This is a genomic window from Bradyrhizobium sp. URHC0002 (genome assembly GCF_054059515.1).
In genome coordinates this window covers 6,972,230-6,996,056 of record NZ_JBSSCF010000001.1, presented here as the reverse complement: position 1 = coordinate 6,996,056, position 23,827 = coordinate 6,972,230, and the positions used below count along the sequence as shown (strand labels likewise).

The following is a 23,827-nucleotide window of genomic DNA, read 5'->3' as shown; positions in this document are numbered from 1 at the left end:
GCGAGGTGCGCGTCTCGGTAGGTCCGCGCGACTTGAAGAGCAAATTTGGAGTTTAAGATGAAGACCCGCGCCGCTGTCGCATTCGAGGCCAAGAAGCCTCTTGAAATCGTTGAGGTCGATCTGGAAGGCCCGAAGGCCGGTGAAGTCCTCGTCGAGATAAAGGCGACCGGAATCTGTCACACCGACGCCTACACGCTCGATGGCTTCGACAGCGAAGGCATCTTTCCGTCGATCCTCGGTCATGAGGGCGCCGGCATCGTCCGCGAGGTCGGTCCCGGCGTGACCTCGGTCAAGGCCGGCGATCACGTGATTCCGCTCTACACGCCGGAATGCCGCCAGTGCAAAAGCTGCCTGAGCCAGAAGACGAATCTCTGCACCGCCATCCGCGCCACCCAGGGCAAGGGGCTGATGCCCGACGGCACCTCGCGCTTCAGCCATAAAGGCAAGCCGATCTTCCACTACATGGGCTGCTCGACGTTTTCGAACTTTACCGTGCTGCCTGAAATCGCAGTGGCAAAGATTCGCGAGGACGCGCCCTTCGACAAGAGCTGCTACATCGGTTGCGGGGTGACGACGGGCGTTGGCGCGGTGGTCAATACCGCCAAGGTGACACCGGGTGCCAACGTCGTCGTGTTCGGTCTCGGCGGCATCGGGCTCAACGTCATCCAGGGCGCGAAGATGGTGGGCGCCGACAAGATCGTCGGCGTTGACATCAACGATTCCAAGGAGGATTGGGGCCGCCGTTTCGGCATGACGCATTTCGTCAACCCGACCAAAGTCAGCGACATCGTCCAGCATCTGGTCGGGCTCACCGACGGCGGCGCCGACTACACCTTCGACTGCACCGGCAACACCAATGTGATGCGGCAGGCGCTCGAAGCGTGCCACCGCGGCTGGGGCGTCTCGGTCATTATCGGGGTCGCGGAGTCCGGCAAGGAAATCGCCACCCGGCCGTTCCAGCTCGTGACCGGCCGCGTCTGGAAGGGCACGGCATTTGGCGGCGCGCGCGGCCGCACGGATGTGCCGAAAATCGTCGACTGGTACATGAACGGAAAGATCGAAATCGATCCGATGATCACCCACGTTCTCAAGCTGGAGGAGATCAACCAGGGATTCGATCTCATGCATCAAGGCAAGTCGATCCGTTCGGTTGTCGTGTTCTGAAATTAGAGAAACTTAAAACACAAGGAGGATAAGCCCATGCCTGCTCAAATCCATCCATCGGTCGATAGCGGCGTAAAGAAGGGGAGCGGCAGTTTTGCCGGCGGAACCCTTGTCTGCAAGTGCACGGACAGGCCGGTCAAGGTCGCCATCAAGGGCGATGTTGCCCATAACCACGCCTGCGGCTGCACCAAGTGCTGGAAGCCCTCTGGCGCGACCTTCTCCGTCGTCGCCGTGGTCCCGCGCGACAATGTGAAAGTGCTCGAGAACGGCGACAAGCTGCAGGTCGTCGACGCATCGGCGACGATCCAGCGCCATGCCTGCAAGGCCTGCGGTACGCATATGTACGGCCGGATCGAGAACACGGGGCATCCATTCTACGGCCTCGACTTCATCCATCCCGAACTGTTCCAGGAAGCTGGATCAGCAGCTCCGGGGTTTGCCGCGTTCGTGTCGTCCGTGCTGGAGTCCGGGGTTCAACCGGGCGAGATGGACGGAATCAGGGCTCGGCTGAAGGAACTCGGGCTCGAACCCTATGATTGCCTGTCGCCACCCTTGATGGATGCGATCTCGAGCCACGTGGCCAAGGCCAAGGCCAAAGCGGCTTGAACAAGGCGGCCTGAAACGGGTACCGGCCTGATCCTGCCCGATTTCGAACCCGCGCTGATGGCGATCGCCATCAGCGCAGCTGCGCGCCGAGAGCGCCCCGAGGTCGTGCAATTCCCTCATTGATGCCGGTGGGTGAAGCAGCCTGCCGGCTATCGGAGGTGATGTAACCATCCCGAGCCGGCGGCTCTCCGGAGCGACCGGCCCCGTTCACAATTCCCTGTATCGAAGCCCTGCGAGGTCTTTGCTCAATCGCCATGCCGTCCATGGCAGGTTGCGGCGCGTGCACCATCGGCTGCACTTGACCGATCGTCTGATTTTGTATGTTGCGGCGCGATGAACTCTGTCGTGGCAGCCGCAATGCTGAAGGCGGATGTCTTTCGAAGGTGTTGACCCATCGCGCGGTTCCCTTCTATGGACGATACTGACCTGACCGCACAGACGTGACCTCGCAAGGATTCCCACGATGCCGATCGCCACAGATGCCGCATTCATTCTACCTGACGATTTCGCCGGCGCCGCCCTGATGGGGCGGATCTGGCGTCCCGATCTTGCTGGTCCGTCGGTGGTCGCGATCCGCCAGGATGGCGTGTTCGACGTCACCGACGAATTTCCCACCGCCAGCCAGCTTGCCGCCGCCGCCGATCCGGCTCGGGCGCTGCGCGCCGCGCGTGGCGAGCGGGTAGGGACGCTGCAGGATCTGCTCAACAACACGCCGCCCGACACCCGCGATCCGACCAGGCCATGGCTGCTTGCTCCGATCGATCTGCAGGTAATCAAGGCTGCCGGCGTCACGTTCGCCGTATCGATGCTGGAACGGGTGATCGAGGAGCGCGCGCGCGGCAATCCGGATTCGGCGGAGGCGATCCGGGCCGAAGTGATACGGATCGTCGGCACCGACCTGTCGCGGTTGAAGCCGGGCTCGGCCGAAGCGCAGCATGTGAAGGACGTACTGGTTTCCCAGAATGCCTGGAGCCAGTATCTCGAAGTCGGCATCGGACCGGACGCGGAGGTGTTTACCAAGGCTCCGGTCCTGTCGGCGGTGGGCACCTGCGTCGATGCGGGCCTGCATCCGAAATCGACCTGGAACAATCCGGAGCCGGAGGTGGTGCTGGTGGTGACGCGCGATGGCCGTATCGTAGGTGCCACGCTTGGCAACGATGTCAATCTGCGCGACTTCGAGGGACGCTCGGCGCTGCTTTTGTCGAAGGCCAAGGACAACAACGCGTCCTGCGCCATCGGGCCGTTCGTGCGGTTCTTCGATGAAAGCTTCACGCTCGATGACGTCAGGAAGATGGATATCTCACTGGAGGTGAAGGGGCCGGAGGGTTTTGTCCTGCATGGCGCTTCCTCGCTGACCCAGATCAGCCGGGACCCCGCTGACATCGTCGGGCAGACGATCAATGAGAACCATCAATACCCTGATGGTTTCGTGTTGTTCCTGGGCACCATGTTCGCGCCGACCCAGGACCGTTCCGCGAAGGGGCAGGGGTTCACCCACATGGAGGGCGATCTGGTGACGGTCGCCACCCCGAAACTCGGCCGGCTGACCAACCGGATGCGCCATAGCGGCGATTGCGAACCCTGGAAATTCGGCCTGACCGAACTCTTCGCCGCGTTGATGCGCCGCCGGGGGGGCGGCCGAAGCGACAATTAGCCTCGAGCCGCGACAACCAGAAAGCACTTCCGAAATGGCGAAAATCAGGATCGGTCTGGCCGGCTGCGGCTTTGTGTCCGAGCTGCATATGCATGCCTACCGGCGTGTCTACGGCGTGGATGTCGAAGTCAGGGCCGTTGCGGCAAGAGGCGATCATGTCGTCGAGTTTGCCCGCCGCCACCAGATCCCGACGGCGTATCGCAGCTTTCGCGACCTGATCGCCGACGGAGATATCGATGTCGTCGACATCTGCACGCCGCCCAATTTGCACACTTCAATGATCGTCGAGGCGATGCAGGCCGGCAAGCACGTCATCTGCGAAAAGCCGTTCGCCGGCTATTTCGGCCGGGACGGCGACAAGGCGCCGATCGGCAAGCATGTGCCGAAGGCGTCGATGTATGCGCGCGTGCTGGAGGAAATGGAAAATACCCGCACGGCGATCAACCGGACGGGCCGGCTCTTCATGTATGCCGAGGACTGGATCTACGCGCCGGCGGTGACCAAGACCGTCGAGATCCTCAAGGCCACGAAAGACAAAATCCTGTTCATGAAGGGGGAGGAGAGCCACTCCGGCTCGCATGCTGCGCACGCCGCGCAATGGGCGATGACCGGCGGCGGCTCGCTGATCCGGATGGGATGCCATCCGCTTTCGGCGGTGCTCTATCTCAAGCAGGTCGAGGCGAAGGCCCGGGGCGAGGCGATCAGCGTGGCAAGCGTGACGTGCGACGTCGCCAATGTCACGGCGTGCCTGGGTCCGGACGAACGGGCCGTGCTCAAGGCCAATCCCGTCGACGTCGAGGATTGGGGCATGCTCACGGCCACTTTCTCCGACGGTACCAAGGCCACGGTTTTTTCCGGCGACATGATCCTCGGCGGCGTGCGCAACCTGATCGAAACCTATACCAGCAGCGGCTCGCTATTCGCCAACATCACGCCGAATACGCACATGATGAGCTATCAGACCAGCGAGGAGAAGCTGGCAGGCGTCTACATCACCGAAAAGGTCGACCGGAAGACCGGCTGGCAATATGTCTGCATCGAAGAGGAATGGACGCGCGGCTACGTGCAGGAAATCCAGGACTTCATGGAATGCGTCGCCACCGGCCGGCAGCCGCTCTCGGACCTGGCGCTGGCCTATGAGACCATCAAGGTCAACTACGCCGGCTATTGGGCCGCCGAAGAGGGGCGGCGCGTTTTGCTGTGAAGTTGGGTGACTGTTGAATAACACCCATCCGGGCCACATGGTTCGAGACGCGCGGCGTCGCCGCGCTCCTCACCATGAGGATCTGGCAGATTGCGCGATGCAAGACCTCATCCTGAGAAGCGGCGCCAGCCGCGTCTCGAAGGATGAAGCCCCGACAACGCTACACCGCGTAGACCGATGATTTCGGCAGCGGGAACACCGGGTCCTGCGTCCTTATGTTGGTCGGCCAAACCACCGAGATGTGCTCGCCCGCGTTCTGCATCACCACCGGCGTCGAACGCTCGTTCTGGCCGGAGAGCGGCGTACCGGGCCGATAGAATTTCACGCCATAGCCCTGGATCGTGCCGCCCGGCGGGATGTCGACGTCGAGCGCCGCCTTGCGAATGGCCTCGGGATCGAAACCGCCGTACTTCTCCTTGGCGACGGGAAGCACGTTGTTGAGCAGGATCCAGGTCTGGTTGAAGCCCATCGAGCAGTGCGGCGGAACGTCGGTCGCGCCGGTCTTGGCCTTGTAGCGCTCCACCATGATCTTGGTGAGATCGCCGATCCCGGGCGCGAGTTTCGAAGGATCGAGCAGTTGCGCGGGCACCGGATCGATGTTGCAGAAATTGTCGATGTCGGCGGCGAACGTCGCCCGCAACTTGTCGAGCTGGCTGTAGCCCGCGCCGGCACCGAACAGCATCTTGAACTTGAGGCCGCTCTCGCGCGCCTGGCGCAGGAACAGGGTGATATCAGGGTTGTATCCCGCATGTGAGATGACATCCGGCCGGGCTCGCTTGAGCTTGGTCACCAGCACCGAGAGATCGGGGGCGGACGCCGAATAGCCCTCCCTGAGCACGATCTGGAGGCCGGCCTCCTTGGAATATGCCTCGTCGGCGGCGGCGACCCCGACACCATAGGGGCCATCCTCGTGGATCAGCGCGATCTTGACGTCCTTGGGCTCCATCCCGAGTTTCGCCTTGGCATGTTCGGCGATGAAACCCGCGAATGCCTGGCCGTACTGGTCAGAATGGATCTGCGCGCGGAAGACGTATTGCAGGTTCTTGTCCTTGAACACGGCGGTCGAAACCGCGGTCGTAATCCAGAGGATCTTTTTCTGCTGCTCGACCTTGGCTGCGAGCGGGACCGCGTGCGCGCTCGCATAAACGCCGTTGATGATATCGATCTTTTCCTGGTCGATCAGGCGCACGGCCTCATTGATCGCCACGTCGGGCTTGCTCTGGGAATCGGCGGCGACAGAGGCGACCTTGTACTTGCCGCCGACGCCGCCCTTCTCGTTGACGAGATCGATGGCAATCTGCGCGCCGATCGAGGAGGCGACCGACCCGCCCGCAGCAAACGGCCCCGTCAAGTCGTAGATCAGGCCGATGCGCACCGTCTCGGCTTGTGCTTGCGCGCGTGTCCAATCGAGGCTGAATGCGGCGGCGGCTGCCGCAGAAGTCTTCAGCAGCGTTCTGCGTGAAGTCGGCATCGTATCCTCCCACTGAATTATTGTTATCGCCGGGACCGGTTTTTCCGGCTTTCAGGCAAGTATTTGGACAATGCCGAAAGAAGTCAACCTACGGACGCGCTCCATAGGGCGGCCGTGGCTGCCGAAACGTGTAGTCACGCGGGCGAGGGCGGCAGGGCTCACCGACTAAAGTCTGAGAGATTCCTTCGTCCGGCAACCGGCCGACATATCGCGCTATCGGCGCTTGCCGCGCGCCGAAGTGCGGGTGATCCTTATCCTGCCATGGGTTCGCGGCAGGAATTGCGCGCCGCGTACGCTGAGGAATTCCAGCATGGCGCGTGCCGGCGGCAGCAAAATCTTGTCCTTTCGGGAAAGGATGAACCATTGCCTGATAACGGGAAGGCCAACCACGTCGAGCGTGACCAGCCGCCGCTCGTCGAGTTCGGTAGCAACCGTGTGCGCCGAAAGAAATGCAATTCCGAGACCCGCGATCACGGCCTGTTTGATCGTCTCGTTGCTGCTCATGGCCATGCCGATTTTCGGCCGGATTCCCGACGTTTCGAACAGTTGCTCCATCAGGCCGCGCGTGCCCGAACCAGGCTCGCGCGTCAGGAATGTTTCGTCAGCAAGGTCGTTCAGCGCGATGCGGGATTTTCGCACCAGGCGATGACTGGTCGGCGCGATGATGACATGGGGGTGATCGCCGATCGGGTGGACGTCCATGTCGATGTCGGCCGGTGGGCGGCCCATGATCGCGAAATCGAGATCATAGCCGCGTAGCGCTGTGCCGATCTCCTGCCGGTTGCCGATCGAGAGCGTGACATCGATGTTCGGATGGCGTTTCGAAAATCCGGAGATCATGAACGGCACGAAGTATTTTGCGGTGCTGACGGCGCCGATCGAGATGCGGCCCGCGGTCTTTCCCGCCATCATCTCAAGCGAGGTCTCGCAGTCCGCAATCGCCGCTTCGATACGCTCGGACAGCGAGAGCACCTCCCGCCCGGCATCGGTCAACAGCATTCCGTCACTGGTGCGCTGAATCAGCGGCAACCCTGCAAGCTCCTGCAGATTACGGATCTGCAGCGTGACGGCCGGCTGCGTGAGATGCAGGTGTTTGGCGGCGGCAGTAACCGACCGATCGCGGTGAACGGCCGCGAGCGCGCGCAGCTGGCGAATGGTCAATTCCCGCGGAAACCTGCCTGCCATGGGCGCTCATCCAATATAAGAAAAACTTTGCCAAAGCCAAAGATAAGAAAATTTCACTAATTTTGCAAACTGGGTTGTTGTTAGGGCGCGGCGTGTCGAACGGCATGGCGCATTGGAGTGGCTCCGAAGAGGGCGCCAATCGGGGAACGGCCATGGACGCACGCATAACCCTATGCTCGCATCTCGATCATGCAGGGTCGGAGACGCCGACCGGCCCCGCTGTGGCCGCTGTGATCGAGGCGATTGCCGCTGCTGCGATCGGCCTTTCCGATCTCATCGCCGACGGACCGCTGGCCGGCATTACCGGACGAACCCATGGCGTTAATTCCGATGGCGACCATCAGAAGGATATCGACCTCGCCGCCGACGCGATGATGCGCGCAGCGTTACGTGCTACCCCGGTCGCCGCCGTGCTGTCCGAGGAATTGGACCTACCTGAAGTGCTCAACGCCGAGGCGTCGCTCTGCGTCGCGATCGATCCGCTCGACGGATCGGCCAACCTCGAAAACAATATCTCGGTCGGAACCATCTTTTCGATTCGTTCGCGCTGCAACGATATCATCTCCACTTTCTTCGAGCCTGGCACGGCGCAGTGCGCCGCAGGTTTCGTGGTCTACGGCCCCCAGACCACGCTGGTGCTGGCGTTCGACGAGCGGGTCGACATCTTCATTCTGGACAAGCGTAACAGGGAATTCCTGCTGATCGCGCGTCGCGTGAGGATTGCGCCGAACACGCCTGAGTTTGCCATCAACGCGTCGAACCAGCGGCACTGGCATGGGCCGGTGCGGGCCTATATCGACGATTGCCTCGCCGGCACGAGCGGCAACGGTTCGGTCGATTTCAATATGCGCTGGATCGGCTCGCTGGTCGCGGAGACGCTTCGTATTCTGGTTCGCGGCGGCGTGTTCCTGTATCCGGCGGATGCGCGCCCGGGATATCGCGACGGACGTCTTCGCCTGCTTTACGAAGCGCATCCGATGGCGCTCGTGATGGAGTGGGCGGGCGGGGCCGCCTCCACCGGCCGCCGGCGCATTCTCGAACTTTCGGCGAAAACACCACACCAGCGGGTGCCGTTGATCATGGGATCGATGCGCGGCGTTCGCGACGTTGCCGCGATTCACGAAGGGATCGAGCCGATGTTCGACAATAGCGACGCGCCGCTGTTTGCGCGGCGCGGCCTGTTTCGCTGATCGGAAACCAGATGTCACGCAGCTATCCCATCATATCGATCACGGGATCATCCGGCGCCGGCACGACCTCGGTGAAGAAGACGTTTGAAAACATCTTCCGCCGCGAAAAGGTCGCAGCCGCCTATGTCGAGGGCGACGCCTTCCACCGCCACAACCGCATGGAGATGCGTACAAAAATGGCTGAGGAGGCCGAGCGCGGCAACAAGCATTTCAGCCATTTCAGTCCGGAAACAAACCTGTTCGAGGAACTGGAGAAGTTGTTTCGCGACTACGGCGAGTCCGGGACCGGGACTACCCGGCACTATGTCCATGATCATGACGAGGCCAGGCTGTACGGCGCAGATCCGGGCACATTCACTGAATGGACGCCGTTGCCCGAAAATTCGGATCTGCTGTTCTATGAAGGTCTGCATGGCGCTGTCGTGACCGACAAGGTCAATATCGCGCAACATGCCGATCTCAAGATCGGGGTCGTTCCCGTCATCAATCTGGAGTGGATCCAGAAGCTGCATCGCGACCGCAGCGACCGCGGCTACACCGCCGAGGCGGTAACCGATACCATCCTGCGGCGGATGCCGGACTACATCAATTACATCTGCCCGCAATTCACCGAGACCGACATCAACTTCCAGCGTGTACCGACGGTCGATACGTCGAACCCGTTCATTGCGCGCTGGATACCGACGCCCGACGAATCGATGGTGGTGATCCGGCTGAAAAATCCGCGCGGCATCGACTTTCCCTATTTGCTGTCGATGATTCCGAACAGTTTCATGTCGCGAGCCAATTCGATCGTGATCCACGGATCGAAGCTCGATCTCGCGATGCAGCTCATCCTCACCCCGCTGATCCTGCAACTGATGGAACGCAAGAGGCGCATGCTATGACCGATCTCGCTCTGTCCCGTATCGCCACCCAGCCGGTCGTCTCGCATGCGGAAATGGCGAACGCGATCCGCTTTCTGGCCATCGACGCCGTCGAAAACGCGAAGTCGGGCCATCCCGGCATGCCGATGGGGATGGCCGATGTCGCCACCGTGCTGTTTTCGCGCTTCCTCAAATTCGACGCTTCCGATCCAGCGTGGCCGGACCGCGACCGGTTCGTCCTGTCGGCCGGTCACGGCTCGATGCTGCTGTATGCGTTGCTGCATCTGACCGGCTACGCCGGCGTGACGACGGACGAGCTGAAGGCGTTCAGGCAGTGGGGATCGAAAACCCCCGGCCATCCGGAACACGGGCATACGCCCGGCGTGGAGACGACCACGGGGCCGCTGGGGCAGGGGATCGCGACCGCCGTCGGCATGGCGCTGGCGGAGCGCTTGATGAATGCGCGCTTCGGCGACGAGCTTGTCGATCACTGCACCTATGTAATTGCCGGTGACGGCTGCCTGATGGAGGGCCTCAGCCAGGAAGCCATTTCGCTGGCGGGACATCTCAAGCTCGGCCGGTTGATCGTGCTGTATGACGACAATGAAATCTCGATCGACGGATCGACTTCACTGTCATGCTCGGACGACCAGATCGCGCGCTTCAAGGCCTCGGGCTGGTCGGCGACCCGGATCGATGGCCATGACCCCGAGGCGATTGCCGCGGCGATCCGGCATGCCCGGCACGACGGCCGGCCCTCCCTGATTGCCTGCCGCACGGTGATCGGTTTCGGCGCGCCCAACCGACAGGGGACGGAAAAGGCGCATGGCGCGCCGCTCGGTGCGGAGGAAATCGAGAAGACGCGCAGCGCGCTGGACTGGCCGCACGCGCCATTTCAGGTCCCGGGGACCATAACCGATGCCTGGCGCGAAATCGGCGCACAAGGGCATGCGGCACGGCGGGCATGGATCGAGCGCAGCAGACGCCACGGTTCGATGGGACGGTCGTCGTTTCATGACGCGCTGAATCGAAAGCTGCCCTGTGGATATGCCGACGTGATGGCAGAGATACGGACCCGGTTCGGTACTGAACGGCCGAAAATCGCCACCCGGCAAGCGTCGCAATTGGTGATCGACGTGATCGCGGAAGCGCTGCCCAATCTGCTTGGCGGTTCGGCGGACCTGACCCATTCGAACCTGACGCGCGCGAAGTCGCAGCAACCGGTGCGGCCCGATGACTTCGATGGCAGTTATATCCATTACGGCGTCCGCGAGCATGCCATGGCGGCTGCGATGAACGGTATCGCGCTGCATGGCGGCTTCATCCCATATGGCGGAACGTTTCTCAGCTTTGCTGATTACAGCCGCCCTGCGATCAGGCTGGCCGCGTTGATGGCGATCCGCGTCATCCATGTGATGACACATGACTCGATCGGATTAGGGGAGGACGGCCCGACGCATCAGCCGGTCGAGCATCTGGCGTCGCTGCGGGCTATCCCGAACCTGCTGGTATTCCGCCCAGGCGACGCGGTCGAGACGGCGGAGGCGTGGGATTGCGCGTTGCGGGCTGACACAAGTCCTTCGGTGCTGTGCCTGTCGCGACAGGCGCTCCAGACATTCCGCGAAGAGATCAGCGAAACCAATCTGGTCGCGTTCGGCGCCTATGTCGTCGTTGAACCGGAGGACGGCCGCGACGTCACCTTGATCGCAACCGGCTCCGAACTATCGATCGCGCTTGAGGCGGCCAAGCTGCTGGAGAAAGACAACGTCCGCGCCGCGGTCGTCTCGGCGCCGTGCTTCGAGCTGTTTCGCCGGCAATCCCGGGAATACCGCACCGCCGTTCTCGGACGCGTTCCGAGGGTCGGTGTCGAGGCCGCGATCGAGGGCGACTGGGCGCGCTGGCTTGGCGATGGCGGCGAATTCGTCGGCATGACCGGATTCGGCGCCTCCGCGCCAGCGGAAACGCTCTATCGCGAATTCGGTATCACCGCCGATGAGGTCGCAAAGGCCGCGCTGCGCTGCATCGCGCGCTCGCGGATGGCCGCGACCTACGCATGACACCCTTACGCCGATCAATGACACGGAGGCCCGGATGGCGCGAATTACCCTGAGGCAACTGCTGGATCATGCCGCCGAGCACGGCTACGGCGTGCCCGCATTCAACATCAACAATATGGAGCAGGGGCTTGCGATCATGGACGCGGCGGCGGCGGTCGATGCGCCCGTCATTATCCAGGCCTCGCGGGGCGCGCGCTCCTACGCCAACGATATCATGCTGGCGAAGATGATCGATGCGCTGGAGGAGATGCATCCGCATATTCCGCTATGCCTGCATCAGGACCACGGCAACGAGGAGTCGACCTGCGCCACTGCGCTGCAGCACGGCTTCACCTCCGTGATGATGGACGGTTCGCTGAAGGCCGATGCCAAGACCGCGGCAAGCTACGAATACAACGTCGACATCACCCGCCGGGTGGTCGATATGGCGCACTGGATCGGCGCCTCGGTGGAAGGCGAATTGGGCGTGCTCGGCTCGCTGGAACATGGCGGCGGCGAGCAGGAAGACGGCCACGGCGTCGAAGGTGAGGTCAGCCACGACCAGCTGCTGACCGATCCCGACCAGGCTGTTGATTTTGTCCGCGCCACCAAGGTCGATGCGCTGGCGATTGCGATGGGTACGTCGCACGGCGCGTATAAATTCTCACGCAAGCCGGATGGCGACATTCTGGCGATGCGGGTGGTGGAGGAAATCCATCGCCGATTGCCAAACACGCACCTGGTGATGCACGGCTCATCCTCGGTGCCGCAGCCGCTGCAGGATGCGTTCAATGCTTTCGGTGGCGAGATGCCGCAGACCTGGGGGGTGCCGGTCGAGGAAATCGTCCGTGGCATCAGGCATGGCGTCCGCAAGGTCAATATCGACACCGACTGCCGGTTGGCGATGACCGCGGCATTTCGCAAGGTGGCGGTGCAGGCGCGAGGTGAATTCGATCCGCGCAAATTCCTGAAACCGGCGATGGATAGCTTGCGCGACCTCTGCCGCGAGCGTTTCGAGCAGTTCGGCACGGCAGGTCATGCCTCGCAGATCAAGGTCATTCCGTTGGCCGAGATGGCAAAGCGCTACCGCTCGGGCGCGCTCGATCCACGCATGGGAGGAATCGCCGATGCCGCCGAATGAACTGGTGACCGCCTCGATCCCGACCAGTCGCCGCACACCAAAAGAGGAGACCACGATGAACATGCATTCAATGACCGTTCGCGGCAAGGATCGCTACAAGTCCGGCGTCCTCGAATACAAGAAGATGGGCTACTGGGAGCCCGACTACACGCCAAAGGACACCGACATTGTCGCGTTGTTCCGGGTGACGCCGCAGGATGGTGTCGATCCGATCGAGGCGTCCGCGGCAGTGGCCGGCGAATCCTCGACCGCGACATGGACGGTGGTCTGGACCGACCGGTTGACGGCGGCGGAGAAATATCGCGCAAAATGCTTCCGCGTCGATCCCGTGCCGAATTCGCCGGGGCAGTATTTCGCCTACATCGCCTACGATCTCGACCTGTTCGAGCCCGGTTCGATCGCCAATTTGTCGGCCTCGATCATCGGCAACGTGTTCGGCTTCAAGCCGCTGAAGGCGCTGCGCCTCGAGGACATGCGGTTGCCGGTGGCCTATGTGAAGACCTTCCAGGGACCGGCAACCGGCATCGTGGTCGAGCGCGAGCGGATGGACAAGTTCGGCCGCCCGCTGCTCGGCGCCACCGTGAAGCCAAAGCTCGGCCTCTCCGGCCGCAACTATGGACGCGTGGTCTATGAGGCGCTGAAGGGCGGGCTGGACTTCACCAAGGACGACGAGAACATCAACTCACAGCCGTTCATGCACTGGCGGGAGCGGTTCCTCTATTGCATGGAGGCCGTCAACAAGGCGCAGGCCGCTTCCGGCGAGATCAAGGGCACCTATCTCAACGTCACCGCCGGCACCATGGAGGACATGTACGAGCGCGCCGAATTTGCCAAGGAGCTCGGTTCGGTCATCATCATGATCGATCTCGTGATCGGCTACACCGCGATTCAGTCGATGGCCAAATGGGCGCGGCGCAACGACATGATCCTGCATCTGCATCGGGCAGGGCACTCGACCTATACGAGGCAGCGCAGCCACGGCGTCTCGTTCCGCGTCATCGCGAAATGGATGCGGCTCGCCGGTGTCGACCACATCCATGCCGGCACCGTGGTCGGCAAGCTGGAAGGCGATCCCGCGACCACGCGCGGCTATTACGACATTTGCCGCGAGGACTATAACCCGGCGCGGCTGGAGCACGGCGTGTTCTTCGAGCAACACTGGGCGAGCCTCAACAAATTGATGCCGGTGGCGTCGGGCGGCATTCATGCCGGCCAGATGCACCAGCTGCTCGATCATCTCGGCGAAGACGTGATCCTGCAGTTCGGCGGCGGCACCATCGGGCATCCCATGGGCATCCAGGCCGGCGCTACCGCCAACCGCGTGGCGCTGGAAGCGATGATCCTCGCCCGCAATGAAGGCCGCGACTATCTGCACGAAGGCCCCGAAATACTGGCCAAGGCGGCAGAGACCTGCACGCCGTTGAAGGCGGCACTCGAGGTCTGGAAGGACGTCACCTTCAACTATGAATCGACCGACATGCCGGACTACGTCCCGACGCCCTCGGTTGCGATGTAAGGAGAGCAAATCATGCGCATTACCCAAGGCTGCTTCTCGTTCCTGCCCGATCTCACCGACGAGCAGATTTCCCGCCAGGTCCAGTATTGCCTGGAGCAGGGCTGGGCGGTGAACATCGAATTCACCGATGACCCGCACCCCCGCAACAATTTCTGGGAGATGTGGGGCCTGCCGATGTTCGATCTCCGCGACGCCGCCGGCGTGATGATGGAGCTGAATGAATGCCGCAAGGTGTATGGCGAGCAGTATATTCGCCTGTCGGCATTCGATTCCAGCCACGGCTGGGAATCGGTGCGGCTGTCCTTCATCGTCAACCGGCCGAAGGAGGAGCCCGGCTTCCGCCTCGAACGGCATGAAATGGCCGGCCGCAATATCCGCTACACGACCCGATCATGCGCCGCCGATCGCCCCGAGGGCCGGCGCTACGGTTAGGTACGCGATCGATCCGGCAGACGCGTTCTCCCTGAACGTGCCTGCGTCTGCCGGATGCACTGCTCCGTCGCTGCGGACGCGGCGACGGAGTCTTTTCCGAAACAAACGCGTGCAGCGCATTGAGGTTTGGCAGATGGACGTGGATACCACCCCCATGATTGATGCGGTTAATCTGCGCGATGAACTCGAAGCCGTCGGCATCGAGGATATTCTCGCGCAGCTCGACCGCGAACTGATCGGCTTGAGGCCGGTAAAGACGCGTATCCGCGAGATCGCATCGCTCCTTCTGATCGAACGCATCCGCAAGCGCATGGGACTGGCATCGGACGCGCCGACGCTGCACATGTCATTTACGGGAAATCCCGGCACCGGAAAGACCACAGTGGCGCTGCGGATCGCCAGCATCCTGCACAGGCTCGGCTTCGTGCGCCGCGGCCAAGTGGTGTCGGTGACGCGCGACGAGCTGGTCGGGCAATATATCGGTCACACCGCGCCGAAGACCAAGGAAATTCTAAAGAAGGCGATGGGCGGCGTGCTGTTCATCGACGAGGCCTATTATCTGCACCGGCCAGACAACGAGCGCGACTATGGCCAGGAGGCGATCGAAATCCTGCTGCAGGTGATGGAATCGCAGCGTGAGGACCTGGTCGTGATCCTCGCCGGCTACGGCGACCGCATGGAGAAGTTTTTCGCAAGCAATCCCGGCTTCCGCTCGCGGATCGCACACCACATCGATTTTCCGGACTATGCCGGCGATGAGCTGCTCGCCATCGCAGAGCTGATGCTGCGCGACATGAACTATGGATTCACGAAGGAAGCGCGTGCGGAGTTCGTTCGCTACATCGCATTGCGCAAGAACCAGCCGCTGTTCTCCAACGCGCGCTCGATCCGCAACGCATTGGATCGTCTGCGGCTGCGCCAGGCCAATCGCCTCGTCGCCAATCTTGATCATGTCCTGACAGCGGACGACATCAGGTCGATCGAGGCGTCGGACGTGCTGGCGAGCCGCGTGTTCGGGAAGGGTGGAAAATCCACCGAAGCGGGTTAGCGTCAAAAAAGGCGGCAAACGAATGTTCACCGCCCTTTTGTTGCGCCTTGTCATTGCTCCTTGGCTGCCGACGCTTAGGCTACTTGCCTTTGGTGTCGACCTTCTGCTTTTCGTCCTCGTTCATTTTCTTCACCACGGGATCGCGACTGGCTTCGCCGGTGGTCTGAGTTGTGGTGGCCGCCGGGCTTTCGTTTGGCATGGAGGTTTGCCCGGGCGGCGTCGTTGCCGGCCGCGTTGCGGTCGCGCTCGGGGGCGACGTCGTCTGAGCGGTCGCCGCCTGAGCATTCAATAGCAGCACGCTCGACAGTAGCGACACCGCGAGCGCCGTTGCGTTGGGTTTCATCGGTCTGAACTCCTCTCAGACCAAGGAAACGGCCCGTTCGGCCTATCGTTCCCGTTACGCCTCCAATTGCTTGCCGATCGGCAGGGCGCGGATGCGCTTGCCGGTCGCGGCGAAGATCGCGTTGATCAGCGCCGGCGCAAAGGGCGGCACGCCCGGCTCGCCGACGCCGCTGGGCGGCGTGTCGGGGCCGGGAGGTACGATGTAGACGTTCGTCACGCCAGGGGACTCGTCGATCCGGATCACCGGGAAATCGTCGAAATTGCCCTGTTGCACCTTGCCGTCCTTGAAGGTGATCGCGCCATGTTTGGCAAGGCTCATGCCCATGATCGCAGCGCCCTCGATCTGCGACTGGATCCGCTCCGGATTGACGTAGGTTCCGCAATCTATGGCGGTATCGACCCGCGGCACGGTGAGCTTGCCCTTGTCGTCGACGGCCACCTCGACGATGGTCGCGATATAGCTGACGAAGCTGCGATGCGCGGCGATGCCGAGCCCGTGACCCTTGGGGACCGGCCGCCCCCAGCCGCCCTTGTCCGCGACCAGTTCGACGACCTTGCGAAGGCGCGCGGTATCGATCGGATAGCTGTCATAGGGCTCGCCGTAGTTCCAGAGGTCTTTCACGGAATCGAGCTTGACGATCCGCGGAGAGCCGATCAACTCCAGCAGCATGTCCTTTGGATCGCGTTTGGTCGCCAGTGCGAGTTCGGCCACCATCGACTGCACCGCGAAGGCGCGTGGGATGTTCGATACGGAGCGGAACCAGCCGATGCGGGTATGCGCAGCCGCTTCCGGATTCTCGCACTGGACGTTGGCGATCTCGAAGGGCATGTCGACAAGCCCCATGCCGAGTTCAAACGGCGCCTGATGCACCGTCTTGTCGGCAAATGTCGAGGCGATGCTCGGCGCGACGCTGCGATGGCGCCAGGCCGTCACCTTGCCGCTCTTGTCGAGACCGGCCTCGATGCGTTCCACCGAGACGGTGTGCAGGAAGCCGTTGCGAACATCGTCTTCCCGCGTCCATTGCACCTTTACGGGGGCGCCGAGCTCCTTTGAAAGCAGGGCGGCCTCGAGGGCGTAATCGCACTTCGACTTGCGACCGAAGCCGCCGCCGAGCAGGGTGACGTTGACGGTGACATTCTCCTCGGGAATGCCAAGCGTTTTGGCGACGTCCTCGCGCGTTCCACCCGCGCTTTGCACCGGTCCCCAGATCTCCGCCTTGTCGCCCTTGACGTCCGCGACCGCAGCCGGCGGCTCCATGGATACATGGGCCAGATGCGGCAGATAGTACTCACCGACGATCACCTTGTCGGCGCCCTTCAAGGCGGCCTCCACGTCACCTTCCTTGCGGACCACCAGGCCGGGCTTCCGTGCGGCGGCCTCCAGTTCGGCCCGGTAGGCGACCGAGTCGTACTTGCCGTTGGCGCCATCGTCCCAGACGATCTTCAGGGCGTCGCGGCCCTTGATCGCCGCGCCGGTGTTGCGTGCGATCACTGCGACGCCGCCGAGCGGCTGGAATTTTGAAGGCCACGGCCAGCCCTTGACCTCCATGACTTTCTCGACACCGGAAACTTTCATTGCCGCCGCCCCGTCAAACGACGCGACCTTGCCGCCGGTCACCGGCGGCCGCGCAATGACGGCGTATTTCATGCCGGGCAGGCGGACGTCGGCGCCGTAACGCGCGGTGCCAACCGTGATGTCACGCAGATCGACCATGCTGATCTGGCCTTTGCCCAGATAGCGGAAATCTTTTGGGTCTTTCAGCTTCAGACCTTCGACACTCGGCACCGACTCCTTGGCGGCATCGGCCGCCAGATCGCCAAAGCCAATGCGCCGTCCGCTTGCACTGTGGACGACCTCGTGATTGACCGCCTTCGCTTCGGTCGCCGGCACGCCCCAGCGTTTCGCCGCTGCACCTTCGAGCATCGTGCGGGCCGACGCGCCGATCTGGCGCATCGGCATCAGATAGTGCCGCGTGCTGCGCGATCCGTCGGTATCCTGGTTGCCGAATTTGACCTCGTCGCCATGCGCCTGCTGGACGCGAACGCGCGACCAGTCGGCCTCCATCTCTTCGGCAACGATCATCGGCAGGCTGGTGCGGACGCCGGTTCCCATCTCGGCGCGGTGGGCGACGATCGTGACAATGCCGTCCGGTGCGATCGCGACAAACACGCGCGGGTCCACCACGGTTCCGTGCGGCATCTCGCCCGCACCGGTCTTATACGCGGCGAGGCTGGGCCGTGACATCACGGGGGCGGCCAAAACAAAGCCGCCGGCCAGCCCGAGGCCCTTCAGGATGCTGCGGCGTGAAACGTTGTCGACCTTGACGTATCGCGCAAAGCCGCGGAGCTTTTTGGGATTGGTGAGAATGTTCATGGTCATACCCCCGTCGAAGCAAGGTGAACCGCATTCTCGATGCGCTGGTAACAGCCGCAGCGGCAGATGTTGCCCGCCATCGCCTCGCGTATCTGATCGTGGGTGGGTTTCGGATTTTCGATCAGCAACGCGGCCGCCTGCATGATCTGGCCGACCTGGCAAAAGCCGCATTGTGGGACATTGAGCTGGCGCCAGGCCTTCTGAACCGCGTGATCACCCGTCGGATGCAGACCTTCGATCGTCGTAACCTCCCGATCGACCACGTCGGAAACCGACGTGATGCAGGCGCGTATCGCCTGCTTGTCGACGATCACGGTGCAGGCGCCGCAAAGTGCCTGGCCGCAACCGTATTTCGTACCCGTCAGTCCGGCTTCATCGCGGAGAAACCAGAGTAGCGGAAGATCGGGATCGCCATCCCAGTTCTTTTGCTGGCCGTTAATCTTCAAAGTAATCATGATCGATCCTCGCTCTTCGTAAGCTGCTGATGGTAGCTTCGACGTGCGCGAAAAACGTTACGGCTGATCGCTCAACGCCGTCGCTTCGAAATTCCTTGCTGTCTGGCTGGGATTTCTTTGAGCACCCTCCTGATCATTATTATTGACTGTTGTTCAGTAGGCCGCGCTTGGCGGATTGGCCGCCACAAGGTGTTCTACATTTGCGTCCGCATGTTTGGCGAAAGCGGGGCGTCGGCAAAGAATTGCATTCGGTCAGTAACGCTGACGCAGTGCGTGGAAGCAAGAGCAATTCATTTAAATTTGAACACGTGCGATCCATTCCTGATCGCGCTGTTTCTGGTGCGCCAGATCCAATAGTCGCGCGCAACGGACACCGGCTCTGGTAGGCGCTTCGCACTCCCTCCCGTCATTCGTGATCTTACGTGTCAAACGTGCCCACGCGCGAATGACGAATCCTGTTTGACAATCATTTTTGACGGCGCATTGTTATTCAATCCCCAGCGGCGGGCATTTCTCATCCGTTAGAACCGGGGCATCTCAGGGAGGGCATCGATGAATCGTTATTTTATGGGAACGATGGCTACACTGACGCTGGCCGCATGGCCGGCGTTCGCCCAGCCGGCACCACCTGCGCCCAGCGCGCTCGAAACTCTGGGCGCGATGCGTCCTACCGGCAGCACCGCTGACTGGCCGGAGATTCCGCAGGGCGGCGCGAAGGCCGATCAGGTCAAGAAAAATCTCACCAAGATCAAGCTGCCGCCTGGCTTCCACATCTCGCTCTACGCGCTGGTTCCGGATGCCCGGCATATCGCCGTTGGGCCGCAAGGCGTTGCGACGTTTGTGGGCACCCGCAAGTCGAAAGCCTGGGTCGTGACCGATCGGGCGCGCGGCGGCGTTGGCGACGAGGTCAAGGAGTTCGCGCCGACCTTGCCGAAAAAGATTCCGAACGGCGGATGTTTCTCGAAGGACGGCTTCCTCTACATCGTCGAGCAGAACCGGGTGCTGGAATATCCAGCCGCTGAATTTTTCTACGAGAGCCCAGACGTCGTCGCCAGCGTCGTCGTTCCTGAAGGCGAGTTGATTCCGAAATCGGAGGAAAGCTACAACCATACGGCCCGCGTATGCCGCATCGGGCCCGACAACAAGCTCTACATCCAGCTCGGGCAGCCGTACAATGTGCCGGCCAAGGAGAAGTTCGACCTGTACCGCAAGCTCGGCATCGGCGGCATTATCCGCATGGACCGCGATGGCAAGAACCGTGAGGTCTATGCGGTCGGGCTGCGTAACCCGGTCGGCATGGACTTCAACCCGAAGGACAAATCGCTCTGGACCAACGACAATCAGGTCGACGGCATGGGCGACGAAATCCCGCCGGGTGAGTTGAACCGCATCGCCAGCGCCGGGCAGGATTTCGGTTTCCCCTGGTTCGGCGGTGGCAAGATCCGCACCAACGAGTACAAGAACGATACCCCGCCCGCCAACGTGGTGTTCCCGGAGGTCGAGCAGGTCGCGCATGCGGCTGACCTCGGCTTGGCGTTCTATACCGGCGACATGTTTCCCAAGAAGTATCACGGCGCGATCTTCACGACCCAGCATGGCTCGTGGAATCGCACCGTGCCGGTCGGCGCACGACTGATGGTGACGTTCCTGAAGGATGACGGCCATGTCGCCGGCAAGTCCGAACCATTCGCCGAGGGCTGGAACGACAACGGCTACTATCTCGGCCGTCCCGTCGACGTGGCCCAGCTGGCCGACGGCTCGCTGATCGTGTCGGACGATCTGGTCGGCGCGCTCTATCGCATCTGGTACGACGGCAAGTAAGCTCTGATGTCAGGGATGGTTCCCTCCGGGCCATCCCTTTCAGTCGTCGTTTGGGCGGCGCGAGGTTCTGGATGATTTCTGCGCTTTCACGAAGGGCAGTGTTGGCTGTCAACCTGCTCGCGCCGGCAGGCCTTCTGCTGGCGGGCGGCCACGCGGGCCACGCCGGCGACGCCAAAGCTGGTGCCGCCAAAGCGATGATGTGCCAAGCTTGTCATGGCCTTGACGGACTTTCCAAGGCCCCCGATTCACCGAACATTGCCGGCCAGATCGAGCCCTATCTCGTCGCGCAGTTGCAGGCGTTCAAAACCGGCATGCGAAAGAACGATGCGATGTCGGCCGTCACGCCCGCCTTGTCCGACAAGGACATTGAGGATCTCGCAGCTTATTTTTCGGCGATCGAAATCAGCATTGGCAAACTGCCAGAACGGTGATCACGCTACTGCCTCTGGACCATCCGAAGATATCGGCTTGACGCCTCGTCCCGGCGCTATCCGCTGCAGCGCAGCTAAGACGCATTGGCGACCGACGGCAAGTCCTGCAATTCTCGATCGTCGCATGCGCGATAACGCACCGCACATCACAGAAAGCTGAGCTGTTCTGCGAAATATGCATGATGGACCGAGCTGCAGTGATGATCGCACGACGCGCGATGGACGCTTACTATTGCTGGCTTTTCCGGGAATCGCTGATGCAACTGGAAGGAGAATTGCGCGAAAGACGAATTTGTCGGTCGCCATTGTTTTGACCGACTCCCTCCATCAGTTTGCGTGATGTGCAAAACCGATCAGCCGACAATTTCGATCACAAGCACAGACGCGGAACTCGCGACAGCGATGTGTCAGGACCCGACGCGGCGCGCGCTCATCCTGTCGGCTCTCGCCACGGGGGCTTGCCTGGCGTCGTCGAACCCCTCCGTTGCTGAGGAAGATTTGCCGGGCAGCAACGAGCGGCCTCAGAAAGCCGACGTGCTGGTCTTCGCCGAAGGGGAACATGCCGGCGAAGTGATCAAGCCGCAGGATCTGAAAGCCGGTGGACCGCCGGCGCGAGCCTGGCCAAAGGATCCCGCGACATCGGTCGTCCGCAAGGGCTCGCGCCTGAACGAGGTGCTCGTCGTGAAACTGGATCCGGCGGAACTGGATGAAGAGACGCGCTCCCGCGCTGCCGGCGGCGTCGTGGCCTATTCGGCCATCTGCGTCCACACAGGTTGTCCGATCACGGCATGGGTGAAGGCGGCAGGCGGCGACAAGGACGTGTTCAAATGCGTTTGCCATAATTCGGAATACGACCCCAGGCAAAGCGCGCAAGTTATCTTTGGACCGGCGCCCCGGCGTCTGCCGGCGCTCCCGCTGGTGGCAGAAGACGGTCCACTTACGGTGGCCGCAACATTTGTTGGAAAGGTAGGTGCGCAGCAGGGCAGGTGACGGCGGGCCGCCGTCGATCCACGACAATGCAAAAACACAATTCGTGAGATGAAAACAAAGGGGAGGTTGCGCTATGGCCTTGAAGCAATGGCTTTTGTCGGGTTTGCTCGCGTCCACATGCCTCGTTTCGATCGCTGCCGCAGGGCCGATCGAGAACTACAGCCCGGTAACTGCCGATCGACTCAAGAATCCGGAACCCGGCAACTGGATGCATTATCGCCGGACCTATGACGGCCAGGGATATAGCCCGCTCGACCAGATCAACACCTCGAACGTGAAAAGCCTGACGCCGGTGTGGACGTTCTCGACCGGTGTGGTCGAGGGACACGAGGCCCCACCGATCATCAACAATGGCGTGATGTTCGTCGCAACGCCGGCGGGGCAGGTGATTGCACTCAACGCCAAGACTGGCGACGAGTACTGGCGATACAAACGCCAGCTCCCCGAAGATCTCTTTCAGTTGCACCCGACCAACCGCGGCGTGGGGTTGTGGCAAGATAAACTATATCTGGCCACGACGGACGACCACGTGGTCGCGCTGGATGCCAAGACAGGAAAAGTAGTCTGGGATACCAAAGTCCAGGACTACAAGAAGGGTCAGTACCTGACGCTGATGCCCTTGGTCGTCGACGGGAAGGTGATCGTCGGCGGTTCCGGGGGCGAGCTAGGCGTCCGCGGTTACGTCGTTGCGTACGACGCCGAAACGGGCAAGGAACTGTGGCGGACGTTCACCATTCCCGGCGCGGGCGAGCCAGGTAACGAAACGTGGAAAGGCGACGACTGGAAAACGGGCGGTGGATCTGCCTGGATGACAGGCAACTACGATCCAGACACCAAGACAGTCTATTGGGGCACCGGCAACGCCGCGCCCTGGCCGGGCGACACTCATCCCGGAGACAATCTTTACACAAGTTCAGTGCTCGCGCTCGATCCCGATAGCGGCAAGCTGAAAACCTACTTCCAGTATCATCCAAACGATTCCTGGGATTGGGATGAGGTGGACGCACCCATGCTGGTCGACCTGCAAAGGGACGGCCGCACGATCAAGAGTCTTATCCATCCGGGACGCAACGCGATTTTCTGGGTACTGGAGCGCAAGCCGGACAGCATCAAATATGTGGCCGGCTGGCCCTTCGTTCATACCGACGTCTGGAAAGGCATTGAGCCCGAGAGTGGCAAGCCGATTGTCGACCCGGCTCGCAAGCCGGTGATTGGCAAGCGGGTTGAATTCTGTCCTTCGCTATGGGGCGGCAAGGATTGGCCGTCGGCGGCGTATAGTCAGAAGACCGGATTGGTCTACGTTCCGGCCAACGAGAATTTCTGCGGCGGCTTCACCGGCGAGAAGGTGCCGTTGGTTGCCGGCCAGCTTTGGCTTGGAACGAAGGCTGAGGATATCGGCTTGACGGTTCGTCCCGGCGCTACCCACTTTGGCGAACTGCAGGCGTGGGACCCGGCCACGGGCAAGAAGGCCTGGTCGCATAATTTTCCCAAGTCACACCTGTTCGGTTCGGTGACCGCGACCGCAGGCGACCTCATCCTTGTCGGCGGCACCAATGACCGGATGTTCCGCGCCTTCCATGCCAAGACCGGCGAACTGCTGTGGGAGCAAAAGACCAACTCCGGCATCATGGGCATGCCGATCGCCTATGAGGTGGATGGTACCCAGTATATCGCCGTCCAATCGGGCTGGGGCGTCGACGCGCAGCGCATCCAGGACGCATTGGCGACCGACGGCAAGGTCCCCGGCCTGGAGAACAACGTGCCGCAGGGCGGCGTCGTGTGGGTGTTCGCCGTCAAGAAGTGACCGCGAGAAGGCAGGGTCCGCCTGGCCGCTGCAGGCAGTGGCCAGGCGCAGTTGCGATCCAGGCAACGCGGACGGCCTCGGCCGGCGTGGGTGGGTG

Annotated in this window: 20 protein-coding genes; 15 read left to right on the top strand and 5 right to left on the bottom strand. The window is 62.0% G+C overall.

What is annotated here, in order from left to right:
- Positions 1 to 57: 57 nt before the first annotated feature.
- The 4 genes from ACVWVY_RS34095 to ACVWVY_RS34080 all read left to right on the top strand — a co-directional run bounded on the left by ACVWVY_RS34095 (position 58) and on the right by ACVWVY_RS34080 (position 4,628).
- Positions 58 to 1,164 (top strand): S-(hydroxymethyl)glutathione dehydrogenase/class III alcohol dehydrogenase, encoded by a 1,107-nt coding sequence (locus tag ACVWVY_RS34095; RefSeq protein WP_456630495.1) that lies wholly within the window; start codon positions 58 to 60, stop codon positions 1,162 to 1,164.
- Positions 1,165 to 1,200: 36 nt separating this feature from the next.
- Positions 1,201 to 1,770: an S-(hydroxymethyl)glutathione synthase gene (gfa, locus tag ACVWVY_RS34090; protein ID WP_456630494.1), complete on the top strand. Its 570-nt coding sequence runs from the start codon at positions 1,201 to 1,203 to the stop codon at positions 1,768 to 1,770.
- Positions 1,771 to 2,233: 463 nt separating this feature from the next.
- A complete protein-coding gene (locus tag ACVWVY_RS34085; protein WP_456630493.1) occupies positions 2,234 to 3,424 on the top strand; it encodes a fumarylacetoacetate hydrolase family protein in 1,191 nt (396 codons plus the stop codon).
- A 34-nt stretch (positions 3,425 to 3,458) separates the two neighbouring features.
- A complete protein-coding gene (locus ACVWVY_RS34080) occupies positions 3,459 to 4,628 on the top strand; it encodes a Gfo/Idh/MocA family protein (RefSeq protein ID WP_456630492.1) in 1,170 nt (389 codons plus the stop codon).
- Positions 4,629 to 4,788: 160 nt separating this feature from the next.
- Here ACVWVY_RS34080 and ACVWVY_RS34075 read toward each other — a convergent pair whose 3' ends face one another.
- The gene (locus ACVWVY_RS34075; protein ID WP_456630491.1) at positions 4,789 to 6,099 is read right to left on the bottom strand and encodes an ABC transporter substrate-binding protein; all 1,311 of its coding nucleotides are present in this window, start codon (positions 6,097 to 6,099) and stop codon (positions 4,789 to 4,791) included.
- Between the two features lie 213 nt (positions 6,100 to 6,312).
- Complete coding sequence (locus ACVWVY_RS34070; protein ID WP_456630490.1) at positions 6,313 to 7,284, bottom strand: LysR family transcriptional regulator; 972 nt, start codon at positions 7,282 to 7,284, stop codon at positions 6,313 to 6,315.
- Between the two features lie 152 nt (positions 7,285 to 7,436).
- On the opposite strand from ACVWVY_RS34070, the gene ACVWVY_RS34065 reads away from it, so the two are divergent.
- From ACVWVY_RS34065 to cbbX, 7 genes are all read left to right on the top strand, one after another.
- The gene (locus tag ACVWVY_RS34065; protein ID WP_456630489.1) at positions 7,437 to 8,474 is read left to right on the top strand and encodes a class 1 fructose-bisphosphatase; all 1,038 of its coding nucleotides are present in this window, start codon (positions 7,437 to 7,439) and stop codon (positions 8,472 to 8,474) included.
- An 11-nt stretch (positions 8,475 to 8,485) separates the two neighbouring features.
- The gene (locus ACVWVY_RS34060; protein WP_456630488.1) at positions 8,486 to 9,361 is read left to right on the top strand and encodes a phosphoribulokinase; all 876 of its coding nucleotides are present in this window, start codon (positions 8,486 to 8,488) and stop codon (positions 9,359 to 9,361) included.
- Entirely contained in the window at positions 9,358 to 11,397 is a 2,040-nt protein-coding gene (tkt, locus tag ACVWVY_RS34055) for a transketolase (protein WP_456630487.1), read from the top strand. Before ACVWVY_RS34060 ends, tkt begins: the two co-directional genes overlap by 4 nt.
- Positions 11,398 to 11,431: 34 nt before the next feature.
- Positions 11,432 to 12,517 carry a class II fructose-bisphosphate aldolase gene (gene fba / locus ACVWVY_RS34050; protein ID WP_456630486.1) on the top strand — a complete coding sequence of 362 codons (1,086 nt, stop codon included), beginning with the start codon at positions 11,432 to 11,434 and terminating at the stop codon, positions 12,515 to 12,517.
- A 55-nt stretch (positions 12,518 to 12,572) separates the two neighbouring features.
- Positions 12,573 to 14,033: a form I ribulose bisphosphate carboxylase large subunit gene (locus ACVWVY_RS34045; RefSeq protein WP_456630485.1), complete on the top strand. Its 1,461-nt coding sequence runs from the start codon at positions 12,573 to 12,575 to the stop codon at positions 14,031 to 14,033.
- 12 nt (positions 14,034 to 14,045) lie between these two features.
- A complete protein-coding gene (locus ACVWVY_RS34040) occupies positions 14,046 to 14,465 on the top strand; it encodes a ribulose bisphosphate carboxylase small subunit (RefSeq protein ID WP_456630484.1) in 420 nt (139 codons plus the stop codon).
- A 154-nt stretch (positions 14,466 to 14,619) separates the two neighbouring features.
- Positions 14,620 to 15,513, top strand: coding sequence for a CbbX protein (cbbX, locus tag ACVWVY_RS34035; RefSeq protein ID WP_456630483.1), 894 nt, complete (start codon positions 14,620 to 14,622; stop codon positions 15,511 to 15,513).
- A 79-nt stretch (positions 15,514 to 15,592) separates the two neighbouring features.
- Here the strand turns inward: cbbX and ACVWVY_RS34030 are convergent, their stop codons facing one another.
- Genes ACVWVY_RS34030 through ACVWVY_RS34020 form a run of 3 tightly spaced genes read right to left on the bottom strand, consistent with a single transcriptional unit; the run spans position 15,593 to position 18,684 of the window.
- Positions 15,593 to 15,856, bottom strand: a complete 264-nt coding sequence (locus ACVWVY_RS34030) for a hypothetical protein (RefSeq protein ID WP_456630482.1) — start codon at positions 15,854 to 15,856, stop codon at positions 15,593 to 15,595.
- 54 nt (positions 15,857 to 15,910) lie between these two features.
- Positions 15,911 to 18,229: a molybdopterin cofactor-binding domain-containing protein gene (locus tag ACVWVY_RS34025; protein ID WP_456630481.1), complete on the bottom strand. Its 2,319-nt coding sequence runs from the start codon at positions 18,227 to 18,229 to the stop codon at positions 15,911 to 15,913.
- Between the two features lie 2 nt (positions 18,230 to 18,231).
- Entirely contained in the window at positions 18,232 to 18,684 is a 453-nt protein-coding gene (locus ACVWVY_RS34020) for a (2Fe-2S)-binding protein (RefSeq protein WP_108512864.1), read from the bottom strand.
- Positions 18,685 to 19,236: 552 nt separating this feature from the next.
- Here ACVWVY_RS34020 and ACVWVY_RS34015 point away from each other — a divergent pair.
- The 4 genes from ACVWVY_RS34015 (at position 19,237) to ACVWVY_RS34000 (ending at position 23,730) form a co-directional block, all read left to right on the top strand.
- A complete protein-coding gene (locus tag ACVWVY_RS34015) occupies positions 19,237 to 20,505 on the top strand; it encodes a PQQ-dependent sugar dehydrogenase (RefSeq protein ID WP_456630480.1) in 1,269 nt (422 codons plus the stop codon).
- Positions 20,506 to 20,555: 50 nt separating this feature from the next.
- Positions 20,556 to 20,936 (top strand): c-type cytochrome, encoded by a 381-nt coding sequence (locus ACVWVY_RS34010; protein WP_456630479.1) that lies wholly within the window; start codon positions 20,556 to 20,558, stop codon positions 20,934 to 20,936.
- A gap of 402 nt (positions 20,937 to 21,338) precedes the next feature.
- The gene (locus tag ACVWVY_RS34005) at positions 21,339 to 21,926 is read left to right on the top strand and encodes a QcrA and Rieske domain-containing protein (protein WP_456630478.1); all 588 of its coding nucleotides are present in this window, start codon (positions 21,339 to 21,341) and stop codon (positions 21,924 to 21,926) included.
- A 73-nt stretch (positions 21,927 to 21,999) separates the two neighbouring features.
- Positions 22,000 to 23,730 carry a methanol/ethanol family PQQ-dependent dehydrogenase gene (locus tag ACVWVY_RS34000; protein ID WP_456630477.1) on the top strand — a complete coding sequence of 577 codons (1,731 nt, stop codon included), beginning with the start codon at positions 22,000 to 22,002 and terminating at the stop codon, positions 23,728 to 23,730.
- Positions 23,731 to 23,827 lie beyond the last annotated feature (97 nt).

What these genes read in the sequence shown, in the direction of transcription:
- cbbX (WP_456630483.1), top strand. Translation starts at nt 14,620, where the DNA reads ATGATTGATGCGGTTAATCTGCGCGATGAACTCGAAGCCGTCGGCATC.
- ACVWVY_RS34065 (WP_456630489.1), top strand. Translation starts at nt 7,437, where the DNA reads ATGGACGCACGCATAACCCTATGCTCGCATCTCGATCATGCAGGGTCG.
- gfa (WP_456630494.1), top strand. Translation starts at nt 1,201, where the DNA reads ATGCCTGCTCAAATCCATCCATCGGTCGATAGCGGCGTAAAGAAGGGG.
- ACVWVY_RS34085 (WP_456630493.1), top strand. Translation starts at nt 2,234, where the DNA reads ATGCCGATCGCCACAGATGCCGCATTCATTCTACCTGACGATTTCGCC.
- ACVWVY_RS34000 (WP_456630477.1), top strand. Translation starts at nt 22,000, where the DNA reads ATGGCCTTGAAGCAATGGCTTTTGTCGGGTTTGCTCGCGTCCACATGC.
- ACVWVY_RS34045 (WP_456630485.1), top strand. Translation starts at nt 12,573, where the DNA reads ATGAACATGCATTCAATGACCGTTCGCGGCAAGGATCGCTACAAGTCC.
- ACVWVY_RS34040 (WP_456630484.1), top strand. Translation starts at nt 14,046, where the DNA reads ATGCGCATTACCCAAGGCTGCTTCTCGTTCCTGCCCGATCTCACCGAC.
- ACVWVY_RS34060 (WP_456630488.1), top strand. Translation starts at nt 8,486, where the DNA reads ATGTCACGCAGCTATCCCATCATATCGATCACGGGATCATCCGGCGCC.
- ACVWVY_RS34015 (WP_456630480.1), top strand. Translation starts at nt 19,237, where the DNA reads ATGAATCGTTATTTTATGGGAACGATGGCTACACTGACGCTGGCCGCA.
- ACVWVY_RS34095 (WP_456630495.1), top strand. Translation starts at nt 58, where the DNA reads ATGAAGACCCGCGCCGCTGTCGCATTCGAGGCCAAGAAGCCTCTTGAA.
- ACVWVY_RS34075 (WP_456630491.1), bottom strand. Translation starts at nt 6,099, where the DNA reads ATGCCGACTTCACGCAGAACGCTGCTGAAGACTTCTGCGGCAGCCGCC.
- ACVWVY_RS34080 (WP_456630492.1), top strand. Translation starts at nt 3,459, where the DNA reads ATGGCGAAAATCAGGATCGGTCTGGCCGGCTGCGGCTTTGTGTCCGAG.
- fba (WP_456630486.1), top strand. Translation starts at nt 11,432, where the DNA reads ATGGCGCGAATTACCCTGAGGCAACTGCTGGATCATGCCGCCGAGCAC.
- ACVWVY_RS34025 (WP_456630481.1), bottom strand. Translation starts at nt 18,229, where the DNA reads ATGAACATTCTCACCAATCCCAAAAAGCTCCGCGGCTTTGCGCGATAC.
- tkt (WP_456630487.1), top strand. Translation starts at nt 9,358, where the DNA reads ATGACCGATCTCGCTCTGTCCCGTATCGCCACCCAGCCGGTCGTCTCG.
- ACVWVY_RS34030 (WP_456630482.1), bottom strand. Translation starts at nt 15,856, where the DNA reads ATGAAACCCAACGCAACGGCGCTCGCGGTGTCGCTACTGTCGAGCGTG.
- ACVWVY_RS34070 (WP_456630490.1), bottom strand. Translation starts at nt 7,284, where the DNA reads ATGGCAGGCAGGTTTCCGCGGGAATTGACCATTCGCCAGCTGCGCGCG.
- ACVWVY_RS34020 (WP_108512864.1), bottom strand. Translation starts at nt 18,684, where the DNA reads ATGATTACTTTGAAGATTAACGGCCAGCAAAAGAACTGGGATGGCGAT.
- ACVWVY_RS34005 (WP_456630478.1), top strand. Translation starts at nt 21,339, where the DNA reads ATGTGTCAGGACCCGACGCGGCGCGCGCTCATCCTGTCGGCTCTCGCC.